Source organism: Serratia fonticola, from assembly GCF_001006005.1.
GTDB lineage: Bacteria > Pseudomonadota > Gammaproteobacteria > Enterobacterales > Enterobacteriaceae > Chania > Chania fonticola.
Genome location: NZ_CP011254.1, coordinates 1,429,792 through 1,450,141 on the forward strand (window position 1 = coordinate 1,429,792; position 20,350 = coordinate 1,450,141).

The 20,350-nt window shown below is 55.0% G+C and carries 15 protein-coding genes; 5 read left to right on the top strand and 10 right to left on the bottom strand.

Annotated features, from left to right (window positions below):
• Positions 1-154: 154 nt before the first annotated feature.
• Positions 155-1,663, top strand: coding sequence for a glycerol-3-phosphate dehydrogenase (gene glpD / locus WN53_RS06360; protein ID WP_024482767.1), 1,509 nt, complete (start codon positions 155-157; stop codon positions 1,661-1,663).
• 96 nt (positions 1,664-1,759) lie between these two features.
• On the opposite strand, the gene glgP is transcribed toward glpD, so the two are convergent.
• From glgP to glgB, 5 genes are all read right to left on the bottom strand, one after another.
• Positions 1,760-4,207, bottom strand: coding sequence for a glycogen phosphorylase (glgP, locus tag WN53_RS06365; protein ID WP_024482768.1), 2,448 nt, complete (start codon positions 4,205-4,207; stop codon positions 1,760-1,762).
• 24 nt (positions 4,208-4,231) lie between these two features.
• Positions 4,232-5,665, bottom strand: a complete 1,434-nt coding sequence (glgA, locus tag WN53_RS06370) for a glycogen synthase GlgA (RefSeq protein ID WP_024482769.1) — start codon at positions 5,663-5,665, stop codon at positions 4,232-4,234.
• Positions 5,666-5,747: 82 nt separating this feature from the next.
• Positions 5,748-7,025 (bottom strand): glucose-1-phosphate adenylyltransferase, encoded by a 1,278-nt coding sequence (glgC, locus tag WN53_RS06375; RefSeq protein ID WP_024482770.1) that lies wholly within the window; start codon positions 7,023-7,025, stop codon positions 5,748-5,750.
• A gap of 12 nt (positions 7,026-7,037) precedes the next feature.
• Positions 7,038-9,023 carry a glycogen debranching protein GlgX gene (glgX, locus tag WN53_RS06380; RefSeq protein WP_024482771.1) on the bottom strand — a complete coding sequence of 662 codons (1,986 nt, stop codon included), beginning with the start codon at positions 9,021-9,023 and terminating at the stop codon, positions 7,038-7,040.
• Positions 9,023-11,206, bottom strand: a complete 2,184-nt coding sequence (gene glgB / locus WN53_RS06385; protein WP_024482772.1) for a 1,4-alpha-glucan branching protein GlgB — start codon at positions 11,204-11,206, stop codon at positions 9,023-9,025. The genes glgX and glgB overlap by 1 nt, the downstream gene beginning before the upstream one ends.
• Positions 11,207-11,832: 626 nt before the next feature.
• Between glgB and WN53_RS06390 the strand changes: the two genes are divergently transcribed.
• Positions 11,833-12,318 carry a GlcG/HbpS family heme-binding protein gene (locus WN53_RS06390; protein WP_024482773.1) on the top strand — a complete coding sequence of 162 codons (486 nt, stop codon included), beginning with the start codon at positions 11,833-11,835 and terminating at the stop codon, positions 12,316-12,318.
• A 223-nt stretch (positions 12,319-12,541) separates the two neighbouring features.
• Here the strand turns inward: WN53_RS06390 and asd are convergent, their stop codons facing one another.
• A complete protein-coding gene (asd, locus tag WN53_RS06395) occupies positions 12,542-13,648 on the bottom strand; it encodes an aspartate-semialdehyde dehydrogenase (RefSeq protein ID WP_024482774.1) in 1,107 nt (368 codons plus the stop codon).
• Positions 13,649-13,850: 202 nt separating this feature from the next.
• Between asd and WN53_RS06400 the strand changes: the two genes are divergently transcribed.
• On the top strand, positions 13,851-14,444 hold the full coding sequence (locus tag WN53_RS06400; protein WP_021181749.1) for a YhgN family NAAT transporter: 594 nt from the start codon (positions 13,851-13,853) through the stop codon (positions 14,442-14,444).
• 43 nt (positions 14,445-14,487) lie between these two features.
• Here WN53_RS06400 and gntT read toward each other — a convergent pair whose 3' ends face one another.
• A complete protein-coding gene (gene gntT, locus WN53_RS06405; protein WP_024482775.1) occupies positions 14,488-15,804 on the bottom strand; it encodes a gluconate transporter in 1,317 nt (438 codons plus the stop codon).
• 306 nt (positions 15,805-16,110) lie between these two features.
• Between gntT and WN53_RS06410 the strand changes: the two genes are divergently transcribed.
• Complete coding sequence (locus WN53_RS06410) at positions 16,111-16,617, top strand: gluconokinase (RefSeq protein ID WP_024482776.1); 507 nt, start codon at positions 16,111-16,113, stop codon at positions 16,615-16,617.
• A gap of 36 nt (positions 16,618-16,653) precedes the next feature.
• Here WN53_RS06410 and gntR read toward each other — a convergent pair whose 3' ends face one another.
• A complete protein-coding gene (gene gntR / locus WN53_RS06415; protein WP_024482777.1) occupies positions 16,654-17,649 on the bottom strand; it encodes a gluconate operon transcriptional repressor GntR in 996 nt (331 codons plus the stop codon).
• A 135-nt stretch (positions 17,650-17,784) separates the two neighbouring features.
• Positions 17,785-18,480 (bottom strand): pirin family protein, encoded by a 696-nt coding sequence (locus tag WN53_RS06420; protein ID WP_024482778.1) that lies wholly within the window; start codon positions 18,478-18,480, stop codon positions 17,785-17,787.
• A 387-nt stretch (positions 18,481-18,867) separates the two neighbouring features.
• On the opposite strand from WN53_RS06420, the gene WN53_RS06425 reads away from it, so the two are divergent.
• Positions 18,868-19,365 (top strand): GNAT family N-acetyltransferase, encoded by a 498-nt coding sequence (locus WN53_RS06425; protein WP_024482779.1) that lies wholly within the window; start codon positions 18,868-18,870, stop codon positions 19,363-19,365.
• 73 nt (positions 19,366-19,438) lie between these two features.
• On the opposite strand, the gene iolE is transcribed toward WN53_RS06425, so the two are convergent.
• Positions 19,439-20,335, bottom strand: coding sequence for a myo-inosose-2 dehydratase (gene iolE / locus WN53_RS06430; RefSeq protein ID WP_024482780.1), 897 nt, complete (start codon positions 20,333-20,335; stop codon positions 19,439-19,441).
• Positions 20,336-20,350 lie beyond the last annotated feature (15 nt).

Genomic DNA, 20,350 nt, shown 5'->3' on the forward strand with positions numbered 1-20,350 from the left:
TCAATTTGTATACCTACTATCACCAAACTGTTACCTCTATCACGCAAGAATGTTTTTGTTTGGTTAACTCTTGGCTTGCTTGTTGGTTTCCGATTACAATAATGAGCGAAAACGAACATAAAAGAGCTATTTCGAACACCAGGAGGAAGTTAACGTGGAAACCAAAGACTTGATCGTTATCGGTGGTGGTATCAACGGAGCCGGCATCGCAGCCGATGCAGCCGGGCGTGGGCTGTCCGTACTGCTGCTGGAAGCGCAAGACTTGGCCTGTGCTACGTCTTCCGCCAGTTCAAAACTGATCCACGGTGGCCTGCGCTACCTGGAACACTACGAGTTTCGTCTGGTCAGCGAAGCGCTGGCCGAACGTGAAGTGCTGCTGAAACTGGCACCACACATCGCCTTCCCAATGCGTTTCCGCCTGCCGCACCAGCCCCATCTGCGCCCGGCCTGGATGATCCGCATCGGCCTGTTCCTGTACGATCATTTGGGCAAACGCACCAGCCTGCCAGGCAGTAAGGGTTTGCGCTTTGGACCAGACTCCGTCCTGAAGCCGGACTTAAAGCGCGGTTTCGAATATTCTGACTGTTGGGTAGACGATGCGCGCCTGGTCGTGCTGAATGCCCAAGCCGTGGCCGAACGCGGTGGCGAAGTACGCACCCGCACCAAAGTGACCCGCGCCTGGCGCGAAAATGGCCTGTGGATGGTGGAAGCCATCGACGTCGACAGCGGCAAAACCTTTACCTGGCGCGCCAAAGGCCTGGTAAACGCCACCGGCCCATGGGTAAAACATTTCTTCGACGATGGCCTGAAGCTCAAGTCTCCTTACGGTATCCGCCTGATCAAAGGCAGCCATATCGTGGTACCTCGGGCACATAACCAGCCACAGTCTTATATCTTGCAGAACGAAGACCACCGTATCGTGTTTGTCATTCCGTGGCTGGACGAGTTCTCCATCATCGGCACCACCGACGTGGAATACCACGGCGATCCGAAAGACGTGAAGATCGACGATAACGAAATCAACTATCTGTTGAAGGTGTATAACGATCACTTCAAAAAACAGCTGGGCCGTGACGATATCGTCTGGACCTACTCTGGCGTACGCCCACTGTGTGATGACGAATCTGACTCACCGCAGGCCGTAACTCGCGACTATACGCTGGATGTGCATGACGAGCAGGGCAAAGCCCCACTGCTTTCCGTGTTTGGTGGCAAACTCACCACTTACCGCAAACTGGCCGAGCATGCGATGGAGAAGTTGGCTCACTACTATCCTGGCTGTGGCCCGGCGTGGACCAAAAACGGTTCCCTGCCAGGGGGCGATATTGACGGCGATCGCGATAGCTATGCCGCTAAACTGCGCCGTCAGCACGGCTGGATGACGGAGTCTCTGGCTCGCCGTTACGCTCGCACCTATGGCAGCCACAGCAAAATTATCTTGGCCAATGCCAATAGCCTGAGCGATTTGGGTGAAGACTTCGGCCATGACCTGTACGAGGCTGAACTGCGTTATCTGGTAGAGAAAGAGTGGGTTGTCGAGCTGGATGATGCCTTGTGGCGCCGTACCAAACTGGGGATGTGGCTCAGCGAAGAACAGCAGGCACGGGTGAAAACCTGGCTGGCAGAAAATGCCAAACCAAAAGCGTTGTCATTGGCGTCTTGATTGAGCTGTGAGTAGACGGGCGCTGCACACAGCGCCCCTACGGCATACGGGACGCAACAAGTTAAATTCAAGGGCCGGTGATCCGGCCCTTGGCTATTACAGCTTTATCGGTTTGATATTCCAAATTTCGTCCGCGTACTCCTGGATCGTGCGGTCGGAAGAGAAGTAGCCCATGTTGGCGATATTGAGTATCGCGCGTTTGGTCCAGTCGTCCTGATTGAGATACACCTCATCCACCTTATCTTGCGTATCCACATAGCTGCGATAATCGGCCAACAGCTGATAGTGGTCGCCAAGATTGACCAGTGAATCGAACAGGCTGCTGTAGCGCTTGGGCTCTTCAGGGCTGAACGCACCGGTAGCGATCTGCGTCAAAGCCAGATGCAACTCTTCATCCTGCTCGTAATACTGACGTGGGTTATACCCATCGCGGCGCAGCGCTTCCACCTGATCGGCGGTATTGCCAAAGATAAAGATATTCTCTTCGCCCACGTGTTCCAACATTTCGACGTTGGCCCCGTCCAGCGTGCCGATGGTCAAGGCACCGTTGAGAGCAAACTTCATGTTACTGGTGCCCGAAGCCTCGGTCCCGGCCAGCGAGATCTGCTCGGAGAGATCGGCCGCCGGAATGATCATCTGGGCCAGGCTCACCCCGTAGTTAGGGATAAACACCACCTTCAAATCATCATGCACTCGCGGATCGTTGTTGATCACCTTCGCTACGTCGTTGATCAAGCGGATGATCTGTTTGGCGGCATAGTAGGCAGAAGCCGCTTTACCCGCAAAGATCACTACGCGCGGTACACGTTTGGCATCAGGATCTTGCAGCAGACGGTTATAACGCGTGATCACATGCAATACGTTCAGCAGTTGCCGCTTATATTCGTGGATCCGTTTGATCTGTACGTCGAATAATGCGTCGGGGTTCACCACCACGTTGAGCTTTTTCGCGATATACGCCGCCAGCCGCTCTTTGTTCTGCCGTTTGGCAGCCTGTACGGCCTGCAAGAAGCTCGGGTAATCCGCATTCGCCTTGATTTCGCCAAGCTGGCTGAGATCGGTACGCCAGTTATGGCCAATACTGTCATCCAGCACTTTGGACAGCGGCCGGTTAGCCAACCCCAGCCAGCGGCGCGGCGTGACCCCGTTGGTTTTATTGCAGAAGCGATCGGGGAATACGCGAGCAAAATCGGCAAACAGGGACTGTACCATCAGTTCGGAGTGCAGCGCCGAGACGCCATTCACCTTATGGCTGGCGACCACGGCCAACCACGCCATTCGCACCCTGCGCCCGTTGGTTTCATCAATGATAGAGACCCTTGCCAGCAATTGATTATCGCCCGGCACCACTTGCTTAACCTGCTTGAGGAAATGATCGTTGATTTCGAAAATCAGCTGTAAGTGGCGCGGCAGGATCTTGCCCAGCATATCAACCGGCCAGGTTTCCAGCGCTTCGCTCATCAAGGTGTGGTTGGTATAGGAGAATACCTTTTCCACCACTTCCCAGGCATCCAGCCAGCTGAATTTGTGCTCATCAATCAGCAGGTGCATCAGCTCAGGGATCGACAACACCGGGTGGGTATCATTGAGGTGGATGGCAATCTTGTCGGCCAGATTGTCGAAGGTTTTGTGCATCGTCCAATGGCGGTTGAGGATGTCCTGGGTAGTGGCTGAAACCAGGAAATACTCCTGCCGCAGGCGCAGCTCACGCCCGGAATAGGTGGAGTCATCGGGATAGAGCACGCGCGAGACGTTCTCTGAGTGGTTTTTATCTTCCACGGCGGCAAAATAATCCCCCTGGTTGAACTTACCCAGGTTGATTTCATTACTGGCCTGAGCGCTCCACAAACGCAGCGTGTTGGTGGCATCGGTATCGAAGCCTGGGATCACCTGATCGTAGGCGATGGCGATAATCTCTTCGGTTTCCACCCAGCGGGCCTTCGCCCCTTCCTGCTGAACGCGGCCACCAAAACGCACTTTATAGCGGGTATTGTGGCGCGGGAATTCCCACGGGTTGCCGTATTCCAGCCAATAATCCGGCGACTCCATCTGTTGGCCATCGACGATGTTCTGCTTGAACATGCCATATTCATAGCGGATACCGTAACCCCGGCCAGGCAGCGCCAGCGTGGCCAACGAATCCAGGAAGCAGGCAGCCAATCGACCCAGACCGCCATTGCCCAGGCCAGGATCGTTCTCTTCCTCAAGCAGTTCACTCAGATTCAGGCCCATCTCATCGAGTGCGTCCTCAATATCCTGGTAAATCCCCATAGATAACAGCGCATTCGACAGCGTACGGCCAAGCAGAAACTCCATCGACAGGTAATACACCTGCCGGACATCTTGTGAAAGCTGGGCGCGATTGGATCGCAACCAACGTTCCACCATCCTGTCGCGCACCGCAAACAACACGGCATTAAGCCAGTCGTGCTGGGTGGCGATAGCCGGATCCTTACCGACAATAAACATCAGTTTATAGGCGATGGAATGTTTCAGCGCTTCAACACTGACCGTGGGTGAGGTGTAACTAAACGGTGAAGTCATAGTAATTCAATCCCAAGTACGTGATTACAACAAGCGTTGATAAAGCGACAGATATTCCTTTGCCGCGACTTGCCAGCCAAAATCCAGACTCATGGCGTGGCGTTGTACGTGATGCCAATGCCTCGGCCTGCTCCAGAGCACCAGAGCACGCCGAATGGCATTGCCCAGGGCAACAGCATTACAATCATCAAACACAAACCCGCTGGCAGTGCCGTCGGCCAAATTCTCCAGCGCACAGTCCACCACCGTATCTGCCAACCCACCGGTGCGGCGCACCAGCGGCAACGTGCCATATTTCAGGCCATAAAGCTGTGTTAACCCGCAAGGCTCAAAGCGGCTTGGCACCAGGATCACGTCCGCTCCGCCGATAATGCGGTGGGAGAAGGCATCGTGGTAGCCAATCTGCACGCCGACCTGTTCCGGATAATCGGCCGCCGCGGCCAGGAAAGCCTGCTGCAATACCGCATCCCCCGCCCCCAGCAGCACCAACTGCCCCCCTTGTTCCAGCAACGCTGGCAAGGCTTCCAGCACCAGATCCAACCCTTTCTGGTTGGTCAAACGGCTGACCACTGCAAACAGCGGCAACGATTCATCCACCTGCAGCCCCATGGCTTTTTGCAGATGAACCTTGTTCTTGGCCTTGTTTTTCAGGCTGTCGGCGTCATAGCGTGCCGCCAGGCGCGCATCGTGCGACGGGTCCCAAATCTTGTCATCAACACCGTTGAGAATGCCGCTCAACCGCCCTTGCCGCTGCCGCTCCTGGAGCAGCCCTTCCATCCCGTAACCAAACTCCGGCTGGGTGATTTCACGCGCATAGGTCGGGCTGACGGCGGTGATATGGTCGGCGTAGTACAGGCCTGCCTTCAGGAAAGACATCTGGCCATAAAACTCCAGGCCATAGATATTCAAGAATGACGATGGCAACCACAGCTCCGCCATATGGTGGGCGGAGAATAGCCCCTGATAGGCCAGATTGTGTACGGTGAAGATCGAGCGTGCCGGGTGGCCATTCGCCGCCAGATAAGCGCAGGCCAAGCCAGCATGCCAGTCGTGAGCATGGACCAGTTTTGGCCGCCAGTAATGATCCAACCCCTTCGCCAGCTCGCAGGCCATCCAGCCCAGCAAGGCAAAACGGCGGTGGTTGTCAGGATAGGCGTACATCGACTGATCGTGGTACGGGCTGCCCGGTCGGTCATACAACCAGGGGGCATCGATCAGGTAAACGCCCACGCCATGATAGGTACCATAACGCAGGCCTACGCGCCCGGCAAAAGAGTCGATCTCGGCAACCAATACCGTGTCCGGGATACCGTTGCGCACGTCAGGAAAAGCCGGTAATAGCACCCGAACATCAGCTCCTGCGGCAATCTGCGCCGTCGGTAATGCGCCAACCACGTCTGCAAGCCCGCCGGTTTTAAGCAGTGGGAACATCTCGGAACATACGTGTAAAACCTGCATTATCACTCCTGAAATTCGGTAAAAACGTCTTTACGGAGATAAGGGGCGCGGCTTGCCACGCCCAAGGTTCCGGCCGGAATGGCTACAGTTTTGCCAACATTTCGCGCGTTACCAGCACGATGCCCTCTTCCGAGCGGTAAAAACGCTTGCTGTCTTCCTCGGCGTTTTCACCAATCACCATGCCTTCGGGAATATGGCAGGCGCGATCGATAATGCAGCGGCGCAGGCGGCAGGAGCGGCCCACGTTGACATCGGGCAGTAATACAGAAGAGTCGATAGTGCAGAAGGAGTTCACCCGCACCTTCGAGAACAGCACCGAATGCACCACCACCGAACCGGAGACAATGCACCCGCCGGCCACCAGCGAGTTCATGGTCATGCCATGGCTGCCGGAACGGTCTTGCACAAATTTGGCCGGTGGCAGTGGCTCCATGTAGGTGCGGATCGGCCAGGAACGGTCGTACATATCCAGCTCAGGCGTTACCGAAGCCAGATCGAGGTTGGCGCGCCAGTAGGCTTCCAGGGTCCCGACATCACGCCAATACGGTGGTAGATTCGGACCACATCCCACACAGGAAAGCGTAAATGGATGCGCCCAGGCAGCACCCTGCGCGGTAATTTTTGGGATCAGATCCTTACCGAAATCGTGGGTGGAGTCAGGGGTCGACATATCCTCTTCCAGCAGTTGGAAGAGGTAGCTGGCGTTGAAAATATAGATGCCCATGCTGGCCAGTGACATATCCGGGTTGCCAGGCATAGCCGGCGGATTGTCTGGCTTCTCCAGGAATTCGAGGATCAGATCGTTATCGTCCACCTTCATCACGCCAAACTCGCTGGCTTCCTTGCGCGGTACCGGAATACAGGCCACCGTGCACTGCGCCCCTTTCTCGACGTGGTCGATCAGCATGCGCGAGTAGTCCATTTTATAAATATGGTCACCCGCCAGGATCACCACATATTCCGCTTCATAGCGGCGAATGATGTCGAGGTTCTGGTAAACCGCATCCGCGGTGCCTTTGTACCAATGTTCGGTGCTGAGGCGCTGCTGAGCAGGCAGCAGATCGACGAACTCGTTCATCTCTTCGTTCAGGAACGACCAGCCCCGCTGAATATGCTGCACCAGCGTATGGGAATGATACTGAGTGATCACCCCCATACGTCGGATCCCTGAGTTCAGGCAGTTGGACATGGCAAAATCGATGATGCGGTACTTGCCACCGAAGTGAACGGCTGGCTTGGCGCGGGTAGAGGTTAAATCTTTCAAACGCGAGCCACGGCCGCCTGCCAATATCAGGGCAACGGATTTATTCGGCAGTTGGCGCGCCAACATCAGAGGGTCTTTATTTTCGTGCTTAACCATAACTGACTCCTTTTAATTTTTCTCTACCAGCACGCAAAGCGAATGCGCAACCTGGCACCAGGCGGGTAGAACCGCCCGCGAATCTTCCTGAGTGAAGGGGGCGACAACCTGCCAATCACCCTCGGGTAACGTCATCTCAACGGTCTGCTGGGTGGCGTTGATCACCATCAGCCAGCGTTGCGACAGGCGGATCTGCAAGCAGCGATCGCCCTGTTCCCACTGTTGCGCACTGAGCGGCTGCCCCTGCGCGTTTAACCACTGCACGCTGCCGTCTCCCTCCTGCCACCAGCGGTCTGCCTGCAAAGCAGGAATTTGCTGGCGCAAGCGGATCAGCGCGGCGGTGTATGCGGTCAGTGACTCATCCGCATTGGCCCAGTCGAGCCAGGTGGTTACGTTATCCTGACAGTAAGCATTGTTGTTGCCTTGCTGGCTATTTCCGTGCTCATCACCGGCCAGCAGCATCGGTGTCCCCTGTGCCAGAAGCAGCGTGGCAAGCAGTGCTCGCTGGCTGGCCTGGCGGCGTTGCAAAACGGTTTCGTCGGCAATCAGGCCTTCAACCCCGTGGTTACAGCTAAAGTTTTGGTCGCTGCCATCACGGTTTCCCTCTCCGTTAGGCTGGTTATGTTTCTCCTTGAAACTCACTACGTCCTGCAAGGTAAAGCCGTCGTGGGCCGTCAGCATATTGATGCTGACATAAGGCGCGCGCCCACGTTGGTTGAATACCTCGCTGGAGGCAGCAAAACGCTGGGCAAACTGACCCAGTGACAGATCGCCCCGCAGCCAGAAACGGCGGATATCGTCACGGAAATGGTCATTCCACTCAGCAAAACGGCCGGGAAACGCACCAACCTGATAGCCCCCCGGGCCAATGTCCCAGGGCTCGGCGATCAGTTTGCAGCGCCCCAGCGTATCGTCCGCCAGCATCGCCTGAAACAGCGGTGCATCGCGGTCAAACGCCGGTGTACGGCCTAACACGGTGCCAAGATCGAAGCGGAAACCGTCGACATGGCACTCCCGAACCCAAAAGCGCAGGCAATCCATCACCCACGCCACGCCCGCTGGCTGATCCAACCGCAGCGTATTGCCACAGCCGGTGAGGTTATCGTAGCCACCGTCAGGGGTTAGCCAGTAGTAACTGGGGTTATCGATACCGCGCAGCGACAACGTTGGCCCATCCACATCCAGTTCTGCGCTGTGGTTGAACACCACGTCCAGGATCACTTCGATCCCCGCCCGGTGCAGCGCTTTCACCGCGTCGCGGAACTCACGTAGCGGCGTCGTCCCGGTGCTCAAACTGCTGTAACGGTTGTCTGGCGCGAAAGGAGCCAGCACGTTGTATCCCCAGTAATTGATCAGCCCCAGGCGCTGCAAACGCGGCTCCGTGGTGTGCTGCTGCACTGGCAAAAGCTCCAGCGCCGTGATCCCCAACCGCTTGAAGTAGGCAATCATCGCCGGGTGGCCAAGGGCGGCAAAGCTGCCACGCAATACGGCCGGGATCTCCGGGTGCGTTAACGTCAGCCCCCGGACGTGGGCTTCGTAGATCACCGTTTTGCCCCAAGGGGTGGCTGGCGGACGATCGTCTTGCCAATCGTAGCTTTCGTCGATCACTACGCATTTGGGCATCAACGGGGCGCTGTCTTGCTGGTCCGGTTGATCGTACCCCCCGTGCAAATGCACATGGTCGCCAACCGGCCCCTCGACTGCCCGCGCAGCTGGATCGAGCAACAGCTTGTTAGCGTTAAAGCGCAACCCAAGATGCGGCTCAAACGGGCCATGCACCCGAAAACCATAACGCTGCCCCAACTCGCCTCCTGGCAGATATCCATGCCAGATATCACCGCTGCGGGCAGGCAACGGCAGGCGTGTTTCACGATATTGCGCATCGAACAGGCACAGCTCAACCTGCGTGGCATGCGCAGAAAACAGGGTAAAGTTGATGCCATTACCGTCGTAATAAGCCCCTAAAGGCGCGGCAAGACCCGGCGTCAGCTCTACCATCAAGCCTCCCGCCGTAGATAAACCGTGGCCAGCGGTGGCACCATCACGCTGATCGAATGTTCACGACCGTGGCTGCCGATCGGCTGCGAAATCACCCTCCCCTGATTACCCGCGTTGCTGCCGTGATAATGGTGCGAATCGGTATTGAGGATCTCCTGATATTCGCCAGCGCGCGCAATGCCGATGCGGTAATGAGGGCGCGGCACCGGAGTAAAGTTGCTGATGGCTATCAGCTCATTGCCCTGCGAATCGTAGCGTGCGAAAGCAAATACCGAGTTTTCGTGATCGTCGACCACCAGCCATTCAAAGCCGTCTGGACGATAATCGCGCTCATACAGCGGCGCATTCTCCTGGTAGCAGTGGTTGAGATCGCGTACCAGCCGTTGCACACCGTGGTGCCAACCGTCCAATCCATCCAACAGATGCCAGTCCAGGCTGTTATCGAAATTCCACTCACGCCCTTGAGCAAATTCGCTGCCCATAAACAGCAGTTTTTTGCCCGGGTGCGCCCACATAAAACCGTAATAGGCCCGCAGGTTGGCGAATTTCTGCCAGGCATCTCCCGGCATCCGATCCAGCACGGAGCCTTTGCCATGCACCACTTCATCGTGAGAGATCGGCAGCACGAAGTTTTCGGTATAGGCGTAGAGCATGCCGAAGGTCATCAGGTTGTGATGGTATTTACGGTGCACCGGATCGCACTTCATATAATCCAGCGTGTCGTGCATCCAACCGAGATCCCACTTGTAGTGGAAGCCTAAGCCGTTGGCATCCGGCGGCAGCGTAACCCCCGGATAATCGGTGGATTCCTCCGCCAGCGTTACCGCCCCTGGCCGCTCTTTGCCCAGCGTCTGGTTGGTGTAACGCAGGAAGGAGATCGCTTCCAGGTTCTCATTGCCGCCATAGTAGTTTGGCACCCACTCACCGTCAGCGCGGCTGTAATCACGGTAAATCATCGACGCCACCGCATCGACGCGCAGGGCATCGATACCAAAGCGCTCCAGCCAGTAAAACGCATTGCCCGCCAGGTAGTTACGCACCTCGTGGCGGCCATAGTTGTAGATCAGCGTGTTCCAATCCTGGTGGAACCCTTCGCGAGGATCGGCATATTCATACAGCGCGGAGCCGTCGAAGTTGGCCAGGCCATGGGCATCGCTAGGGAAATGCCCCGGTACCCAATCCAGGATCACGTTGATCCCGGCATCATGAGCCGCGGCGACAAAAGCCTTGAACTCCGCTGGCGTACCAAAACGACGGGTTGGCGCATACATTCCCAACGGCTGATAGCCCCAGCTGCCGTCGAACGGATGCTCGTTGATCGGCAACAGTTCAATATGGGTGAAGCCCATATATTTAACGTAGGGGATCAGTTGCTCGGCCAGTTCTTGATAGCTGAGCCAGAAATTATTGTCGGTATGGCGACGCCAGGATCCCAGGTGCACTTCATAGATGGAAATCGGGCGGTCAAAGTCATTGGCCCGCTGCCTTTCCGGCGTGTTTTCCACCACAGCAGGCAACGGTGTGATCAACGAGGCCGTTTCTGGCCGCATCTGCGCTTCGAAAGCGTAAGGATCGGCTTTCAACTGCACGTTGCCGTAACAATCGATAATCTCGTATTTATACAGCTGCCCGGCCTTCACGCCCGGTAAAAACAGCTCCCAAATCCCGTTCTCTCTACGCAGGCGCATGGGATGACGCCGTCCATCCCAAAAGTTGAACTCCCCCACTACCGACACGCGCTGGGCATTCGGTGCCCAAACGGCAAAGCTGACCCCATCCACATTATCCAACGAGCCAGGATGCGCCCCCAGCCGCTCATAAGGCCGCAGATGGGTGCCTTCGGCCAGCAGCCAGCTGTCAATATCCTGCAGCAGGGTGCCAAAACGGTAAGGGTCTTCGAGCAGTTGTTGATGGTCGCGCCAGCTGACTTCAAGCTGATAGCGGAAAGGGGTTTTACGACGCGGTACGAGAGCGCTGAAAAAACCACGAGCGTCATCGCAATTGAGCTGAACCAGGCGGTTACCGGTTTTACTCTCTACCAGCCACACGGTACCGGCATCCGGCAACAGCGCACAAATCTGTAGTCCGTTTTCGGTTACATGCATGCCGAGCAAGGAAAAGGGATCGGCATAGTGACCGGAGATAAGCTGATTGATCACGTCACGTTCGGGAAGTACAGGCATAGCATTCTTCCTTTGATTAAGAGCATGACTTTTAAAAGGCTACACTGAACAAAAAGCAGCCGTTGCACCTATCATGCAATTCATTTGCTACCTAAAGCGTGATTTCAGTCGGTTATTGATTAATCGATCGCCTTCATGCTCGCAGTTTCGCTCTTTATGCTTAATTTTCAGGCGAATTTTCACCATTGATGGAAAACTTTTCATCCACCTAATAAGCATAGCCATGTCTGCTAAAAACACGGTGGCATTACCAAGGAAAATTTTTAGCCGAAAAACCGGCGGAGCGGGCAACCTTCGCTGGCTACGTCTGATATACGACAGGCGTGACGTCACCTTGCCTCTATCGCCTTTACTGCGTCAGCAATCGAGACCAAAAATGTGGAAAACAGTGCATTGGGGGGCTGAAAGAGATCAGCCTTGAGGAAGTTCAAGGTTATAGCAGTAACGTGCAGTGTTGGGGCTCACCGAACGTCAGATCAAACAACGCTCCAGCCCTTTCACAGGGCTGCATATCCCCCAACTCAGTAAAAACACCTAGCCAAGTAGGTAATCAAGACAATAGATTGCTTCAATGACACCCTCTATTCTCTTTGTTACACCAAAGGTCTATTCAGGAGCAAACCAAGATGAAACGTATAATCTCATGCGCCATTTTATTTAGCAGTGTGCTGTCATTCACCAGTGCAGCCAGTGGCATTCTGACCGAAAAGAATCTCTCCCTCGAATTGGCTGATAAGTTGGCGCAAAGTGCTATCCAGGCCTGTAGCGCCAATAACTACAATGTTGCCGTTACCGTTGTAGACCGCGCCGGCATTCCTCTGGTTATCAAGAAGATGGATAACGCAGGTCCTCATACGGTGGAAGCCAGCCGGATGAAAGCATTTACCGCGCTGACCACCAAAAACCCCACCGAAAATGTGATGAAAAATGCCCAGACCAACGCCGGGGCAGAAAATCTGCGTGATATCCCTGGATTTTTATTGCTGGCCGGTGGCGTACCGGTGAAAAGCGGTGAAGAAGTCGTTGGCGCTATTGGTGTAGGCGGCGCACCGGGTGGACACCTTGATCAGCAATGCGCACTTACCGCATTAGAAAAGGTGCTGACGAAATAACACGGCGGGCTTGAATCGGTACGCTGTTTCAATGACATACCGCCAGGCAGATGCCACACAGCCCCGCATTACGTTGCCCCCTATCGACGTCCCCAAAGTACGGCCTTGGGGATAACCTAAATGTGCGTTTTAGTCATGCTATCCACATAAAAAAGCCCGCTTTTCAGCGGGCTATCGGGATTTTTGCAGCTTAGTGATCCTTCATGCCACGCAACTCAATATCCTACAGCAGGATACGCAGCATGCGACGCAGCGGTTCGGCCGCGCCCCACAACAGCTGATCGCCAACGGTGAAGGCAGAGAGGTATTCCGGCCCCATATTCAGCTTGCGCAGACGGCCAACTGGCGTGTTCAAAGTACCGGTTACGGCAGCAGGCGTCAGCTCACGCATGGTCAGTTCGCGGTCGTTCGGGATCACCCGTACCCAGTCGTTGTGCGTGGCCAGCAGTTGCTCGATTTCTGGCAGAGGGATGTCTTTTTTCAGCTTCAGAGTAAATGCCTGGCTGTGACAGCGTAGAGCACCAACGCGCACGCACAAACCATCAACTGGGATAATGCTTGAGGTGCTGAGGATCTTGTTGGTTTCCGCCTGGCCTTTCCACTCTTCGCGGCTTTGGCCGTTATCCAGTTGCTTGTCGATCCAAGGGATCAGGCTGCCCGCCAGAGGAACGCCAAAGTTATCGGTTGGCAGCTTACCGGAACGGGTGGCCTCCGTGACTTTACGTTCGATGTCCAGGATCGCCGAGGCCGGATTCTGCAACTCCTTCGCCACATCCGCATGCAGCATGCCCATCTGGGTCAACAGCTCACGCATATGACGCGCACCACCGCCAGAGGCAGCCTGATAGGTGGCAACAGAGGCCCACTCCACCAAGTCGTTGGCAAACAGACCGCCCAGCGACATCAGCATCAGGCTGACGGTGCAGTTACCGCCAACAAAGGTCTTGATACCTTTGTTCAGCCCTTCCTGGATCACCGCATGGTTGACCGGGTCGAGGATGATAATCGCATCATCTTTCATACGTAGAGAAGAGGCCGCATCGATCCAATAGCCCTGCCAGCCGGTAGCCCGCAGCTTTGGATAGATTTCATTGGTGTAATCGCCGCCCTGGCAGGTAATAATAATATCGAGCGCGCTTAATGCTTCGACATCATACGCATCTTGCAGCGTACCTTGCTGCTGGCCACCGAAAGCCGGGGCGGCAGCACCGAGCTGTGAAGTGGAGAAGAATACCGGGCGAATGGCGTCAAAATCGCGCTCTTCAGTCATGCGCTGCATGAGAACCGAGCCGACCATACCACGCCAACCAATGAAACCAACGTTTTTCATATTTACTGTCCTGCCTTGGAGGATGACTATGCTCTATACCCTTTCAGGAAGGATATGAGATAGAGTTAAGTTATATGTTGTGTGCAATATCTACCCACCTTACAAAATGTCGGCGCGAGCGCAAAGTGAATTTATTCGATAAACGGGCATTTCTCAGCAATGCTGCTTATACCCGCCGTTTTTTCTGATTTTGAGGCCTTAGATGACAGAAATGATTGCGGCAACGGTGTTGCTGTTTTTAATTATGGATCCGCTGGGTAACCTGCCGATTTTCATGTCGGTGCTGAAACACCTGGAACCGCGCCGTCGCCGGGCGGTGGTGATCCGCGAGTTGCTGATAGCCTTGGTATTGATGCTGATCTTCCTGTTCGCGGGCGAACATATTTTGGCGTTCCTTAACCTGCGCACCGAAACCGTGTCGATCTCCGGCGGGATTATCCTGTTCCTGATCGCCATCAAGATGATTTTCCCTTCGCAGGAGGGCAGCGGTAGCGATCTTTCCGCCGGAGAGGAGCCTTTCCTGGTGCCGCTCGCCATTCCGTTAGTGGCCGGGCCGTCGATTCTGGCAACCTTGATGTTGCTTTCACACCAGTACCCCAACCAGATTTCGCATCTGGTAGTGGCCTTGCTGATTGCCTGGGGATTGTCGGCGGCGATCCTGCTGATGTCGAACGTGTTCCTACGCTTACTGGGTAGCAAAGGGGTGAGTGCACTGGAACGACTGATGGGGTTGATTCTGGTGATGCTGTCCACCCAGATGTTCCTGGACGGCGTTCGGGCCTATCTGAACCTTTAGCAGTCAGGGCGCAGCAGAGATTGCTGCGCCCCACCTTTGAGACTTAAACCACCATCGCCAACAGCAGACAGCCAATCAGGCCACAGACTGAAATGATGGTTTCCAACACGGACCAGGACCTGATGGTTTCCATAATGGTCAGGTTGAAATACTCCTTGAACAGCCAGAAGCCTGGGTCGTTAACGTGAGAGAAAATCACGCTGCCTGAACCGACGGCGATAACCATCAGTTCCGGGCTGGCCCCGGTGGTGGCAATCAGCGGAGCCACAATGCCCCCGGCGGTGATCGCCGCTACGGTCGCGGAACCCAGTGCGATACGCAGCACTGCGGCAATTGACCAGGCCATCAGGATCGGTGACACGTCGCTGCCATGCATGATGCCTGCGATGTATTGCTCAATGCCGCTGTCCACCAGCACCTGTTTGAACGCCCCGCCACCGCCGATGATTAACAGCATCATGGCGATGATTTTGATGGAGTCGCTGACGGTGCCCATCACTTCGTCCATGGTGCGGCCACGGTTCAGGCCGAAGGTAAAGATGGCGATCAGCACCGCGATCAGCGTTGCCATTACCGGGTCACCAAAGAACTCGGCGTAAGACAGGAACGGGTGGCCTTTAGGCAACACCATTTCCGCCACGGCACGCAACGCCATCAGGATCACCGGCACCAGTGCAGTCGCTACGCTGACGCCAAACCCTGGCATCTCTTCTTCGGTAAAGGTTTTTGGGTTGTATAAACCGACCGGAACCGGCTTATCGATGCCTTTCAGGAAGCGGGCATAGACCGGGCCTGCCAGGATCACGGTTGGGATTGCCAGCAAGGTGCCATACAGCAGGGTTTTACCCATGTCCGCATGGAAAATGGTAGCAATGGCCGTTGGGCCTGGGTGCGGCGGCAGAAAACCGTGGGTAACGGACAGCGCCGCAGCCATCGGCACACCGACATACAGCAGCGGGATACGCGCAGAGGCAGCAATGGTAAACACCAAAGGCAGTAACAGCACGAAGCCCACTTCGTAGAACAAAGCAAAACCGACGGTAAAACCGGTCAGCACGATGGCCCATTGGATATGCTGTTTACCGAACTTGTCGATCAGTGTGGTAGCAATCCGCTGTGCACCGCCACAGTCCGCCAGCAGTTTACCGAGCATGGCACCAAAGCCCATGATCAGCGCCAGACCGCCCAGCGTTCCGCCCACGCCGGCCTTGATGGAACCAATTACTTTGTCTACCGGCATTCCCTGCATGATACCAACCGCCAGAGCGACCAGAATCAGCGAGATAAAGCCGTTCAGCTTAAAGCGGATCATCAGCAGCAGTAGCATGGCTACGCCGATGGCAACAATCACTAGTGGCATAATTTTTCTCCAACCCTTTTATCACTTGGCCTCTTTACGCAACGGCAGCGAAAGAAGGTGCTTTGTTTTATTGTACGACCTTATCCTGGTGGTCTAAGTAGGCAGCTGAGTACAGTGGTATAGCCAATGGATGCAGATTGCAGCCCGCCACGTGGCGACATGAAACGCCGGGCGAGTTCCCTGTTCTATGCTGTGTGATGACAATCACATCTCCATTTGTTACCCGTATCATGATACCGGTAACATGATAAGATCCGGAACCAGGTAACCCAGCAAAATTCGCATTCTGAGATAGAGATCAAACTTATGGCGGGAAAAAGCATCATCCTGATGGGCGTCTCCGGCAGCGGCAAATCCACGATTGGCGCGGCAGTAGCACGGGAAATCAAGGCAAAATTTATCGATGGCGACGATCTGCATCCACGCGCCAATATCCAGAAGATGGCCAGCGGCCAGCCGCTGAATGACGAGGACCGCGCGCCCTGGCTGCAACGCCTCAACGACGCGGCGTACAGCCTGAATCACAAGAACGAGAGCGGGATTATTGTCTGCTCGGCGCTCAAGCGCCGCTACCGCGATCTGCTACGCAAAGACAATGACAATATGGTGTTTATCTATCTGAAAGGCAGCTTCGAGGTGATCCTGGCCCGTCTGCAAGCGCGCTCCGGGCATTTTATGCCCACCGAGCTGCTAAAAAGTCAGTTTGAAGCATTAGAAGAGCCCGGGGCCGACGAAAAAGATGTGATTTGCGTGGATATCGATACCGACGTTGAAGGCGTAGTTGGCCGCTGTGTTGCAGCGCTAAAGCAATAAGTTAGCCGTGCTGGGCGCTGGCTGTTGCGCCCAGGTTCAGATGCTGCCACCGGGTGCCACGGTGAAGCCCACGTCCACCATACGTGGGGAAACAACTTCTCCACGCAGCCGTGCCAACAGGCGCTCAGCGGCGATCTGGCCCATATGCTCACGCGGCGTCAGCACACTCGCCAGTTTTGGCACCATCACCTGGCCGATATCGTGGCCGTGGAAACCGGCAATCGCCATATCCTGCGGGATAGATAGCCCCTGGCGCTGGCACTCGAATGCTGCACCGATCGCCAGGTCATCGTTGGTACAAAAGATACTGTCAACCTGCGGATAATCGCGCTGTGCCTCGCGCAACATCTCACCACCGGCCGAATAGGAAGAAGAACGTGCGGTCATGATGCTGTAGGCTTCAAGACCAGACTCACGCATAGCCTGTTCGTAGCCTTGCTGTTTGATAATGGTGCGTTCATCCTGACGCGCGCCAAAGTACACCACATGACGATGGCCGCGAGCGATGATCTGCTGGGTCATTTGGCGGGCCGCTTCAAAGTTGTTGAACCCGACCGCCAGATCGATACAGGGTGAGACACAGTCCATCAACTCCACCACCGGGATGCCTGCAACTTCAATCATCTTCAGGGTACGTGCGGTATGGTGGCGTTCGGACAGGATCAAACCATCGATGTTATAAGAAAACAGCGACGTCAGACGCTCTTCCTCACGCTCCGGCAGATAGCCATAGTGCGCCAGCATGGTTTGATAGTTGTGTGCATCGGTAACGCTTTCGATACCCCGCAACACTTCGGCAAATACCTGGTTGGTCAGCGACGGCAGCAACACGCCGATCGCCCGGCTGGTCGCATTGGAAAGGATATCCGGGGCACGATTGGGAATGTAGCCAAGTTCGTCCAGCGCTACCGCAATTTTTTGCTGTAAAGCGGCAGAAACCTGATCGGGATTGCGCAAATAGCGGCTCACCGTCATTTTGGTGACGCCAACCTGATCTGCAACATCTTGAAGCACCGGCCGTTTTTTCTTCATTATCACTGAACTGGCTAACCGTGAATGGGCGGCCATTTTAGCAAATAAAACGCCTTTCCGATATTGTTGGTTATCCGGCCAGCAGACACAAAAAAGGGCCCGATATTGCACCGAGCCCTCGCCATTACTCTGTCATCACACCGGTGGCAGATCGAACAGTAAAATCTCGCTGTCTTCATCGGCATGGATAGACAGCGCTGTCTCATCCCAGATGGCAAAAGCATCGCTACTACCCGCTTTGTGGCCATTGATAGAGACATTGCCATGCACCACCTGGATCCAAACGCGGCGTTCTGCCTGGATTGGATAAACCGATTGCTCGTCTTTCTTCAGCGCCCAGCGAGACAACGTCATATCCTGGAACACCTTCAGCGACCCTTCACGGGCGTCTGGCGACAGCACCAACTGGCGGCCCTGAGGCGCATCAAACATCCGTTGCTCATAACGTGGCTCCAGCCCAACCTGATCCGGAATAATCCAGATCTGGTAGAGATGCAATGGCCGATCGCTATTGGCATTGTACTCGGAGTGACGCACACCGGTCCCTGCACTCATGATCTGGAACTCACCGGCATTGATCTGTTCTTTGTTGCCCATGCTGTCCTGATGCTCCACCGTGCCGCTCAGCACGTAGGTCAGGATTTCCATGTCTTTATGGGGATGAGTACCGAACCCCTGGCCTGCATCAATCACGTCTTCGTTGATCACCCGCAGCGCCGAGAACCCCATAAAGTCGGGATCGTAATAGTCAGCAAATGAGAAAGTGTGCCAGCTGTCGAGCCAACCATGATTGGCATGACCGCGATCTTGTGCCTTACGTAAATAAATCATATTCAACTCTCCTCAACGTTTTCTACAGTCTAGACCTGACGGAGGAATATGAAAGCGCAAAAATCTCACCCCTCTGTTCAAAAAATTAGGTGGAGTTTGGCAGCAAGTAGCAAAGGATTTGTGGGATGGGTTAACCGCTGAATTTGGGCAAAAAAAAAGCCAGCACCCGAGCTGGCTAAGTAAACACTGGAAGCAATGTGAGCAATGTCGTGCCTTCAGCAAACAGTATCAAAGGTTGATACTCTCTCTGAATGCATGACAATAATAATCATTATCATTCGCACCTGTAAAGCGTTTTTTTGACCAATGGGAAATTATATTGACTCAGGGGAGTAAACGGATAATTTGGGAGGTTATTCAAACGGTAAACGCGAAAGAGAGGAAAAAATGAGCGAGATTGTAGTTCGTCACGTGGAAAGTAACGATGCTGAAGCCTTGCACCAGCTATATTCCCACCCGGCCGTTTACCGTGACACGCTACAACTACCGCTACCGTCAAAAGCCATGTGGCAGCAACGTATTGCTAATGTGCAACCCGGAACCTACAACATGGTGGCCTGCATTGACGATCGCGTGGTGGGGCAGCTGTTTGTGGAACTCAACCAGCGGGTACGCCGCCGCCATGTGGCCACTATTGGCATCAGCGTGGATGCCGGTTACCACGGCAAAGGCGTTGGCAGCGCGCTGATGAAGGCGATGATCGATATCTGTGACAACTGGGCAGGCATTGAGCGCATCGAGCTCACGGTGTACACCGACAATCAGGGGGCCATTGCGCTGTACCGTAAGTTCGGTTTTGAAATTGAAGGCACCAGCCGCCGCTTTGCCATGCGCGATGGCGAGTTGGTGGATGCCTATCATATGGCTCGGTTTAAAACCGCGTAATCAGAACGGCGATGTCGGAGGGGCGTTCATATGAACGCCCCTCCTGTTAGACACAGCAAAACCAATAACTGACCTAAAGCCCGGCCGTTTCGCGAATATAGCGGCGTGCTTTCACAGCGTATTCAAAAGGATTGGCCAGCGCCGGATCCTGCTCGGCCTCCACCACCATCCATCCCTTATAGCCACGCTCATCCAGCAGCTTGAATACCGGCCGGAAATCGATCACGCCATCCCCCGGTACGGTGAAGGTGCCTTTTTTCACCCCATCCAGGAAGCTAAGGCGCTTGGCCTTAACCTCTGCCACCACCTCGTCACGCACGTCTTTCAAGTGCACATGGTTGATGCGCGGCAGGTATTTCTCCAGGATCGCCAACATCGCCTGTTGGCTGCCTTCGGAGTAATAGGCATGTCCGGTATCAAACAGCAGGTAAACATCGTCGTTCACCATGCTCATATAGCGATCTATCTCTTCGGTGGTCTGGATGCCTGTGCCCATATGATGGTGAAGGCAGACCTGCATCCCCTTTCCGGCAGCAATTTTCGCCAGCTCGTTATACCCCTGCGCCACCCGTTGCCACTCTTCATCGCTAAAATAGGGCTTCTCTTCAAATACCGCCTTGGTGGTGCCCTGAATGCTCTTGCTCTGCTCGGAGCAGCCAATCACTTTGGCCCCCATCGCATGCAGGAAATTCATGTGGTTAATAAACTCATCGATGGTCTTTTCCTTCAGCCCATCGGCAAAAAACGTGCTGAACCAAGCATTACAGATCTGGATCCCACGGATATCCAGCATCGGTTTCAGCACCTTGGGATCGCGCGGGTATTTACTGCCCACTTCGCTGCCGGTGAACCCGGCCAGCGCCATTTCGCTGACGCACTGCTGGAACGTATTCTCGTCCCCTAATTCAGGCATATCGTCATTCGTCCAGCCAATCGGGGCGATTGCCAACTTTACGTGGTCTTTGTTCATTTTTAGCCTCAGTCT